The sequence below is a fragment of the Exiguobacterium chiriqhucha RW-2 genome (genome assembly GCF_000416965.1).
Lineage (GTDB): Bacteria > Bacillota > Bacilli > Exiguobacteriales > Exiguobacteriaceae > Exiguobacterium > Exiguobacterium chiriqhucha.
Map to the genome: position 1 here is coordinate 1 of NZ_ATCL01000013.1, position 279 is coordinate 279.

A 279-nucleotide genomic window follows, 5' to 3' on the forward strand; every position below is an offset into this window, starting at 1 on the left:
GTGACCCGTACGGGATTCGAACCCGTGTTACCGCCGTGAAAGGGCGGTGTCTTAACCGCTTGACCAACGGGCCAGATGTATGTGTTTTCTAAAAATTAAGTGGCGGAGACGGAGGGATTCGAACCCTCGCACCGGTTTCCCAGCCTACTCCCTTAGCAGGGGAGCCCCTTATAGCCTCTTGGGTACGTCTCCAAAATAAAATGGCTCCGCAAGTAGGATTTGAACCTACGACCTACCGGTTAACAGCCGGTTGCTCTACCACTGAGCTATTGCGGAACG

At 53.8% G+C, this 279-nt stretch carries 3 tRNA genes; all 3 read right to left on the bottom strand.

Features of this window, described 5'->3' with window-relative positions:
• Nucleotide 1 precedes the first annotated feature (1 nt).
• The 3 genes from M467_RS19635 to M467_RS19645 all read right to left on the bottom strand — a co-directional run bounded on the left by M467_RS19635 (nucleotide 2) and on the right by M467_RS19645 (nucleotide 276).
• A tRNA-Glu gene (locus M467_RS19635) sits at nucleotides 2-73 on the bottom strand.
• 27 nt (nucleotides 74-100) lie between these two features.
• Nucleotides 101-192: transfer RNA gene (locus tag M467_RS19640), tRNA-Ser, on the bottom strand.
• Between the two features lie 9 nt (nucleotides 193-201).
• Nucleotides 202-276 (bottom strand) — tRNA-Asn (locus M467_RS19645).
• Nucleotides 277-279: the final 3 nt, after the last annotated feature.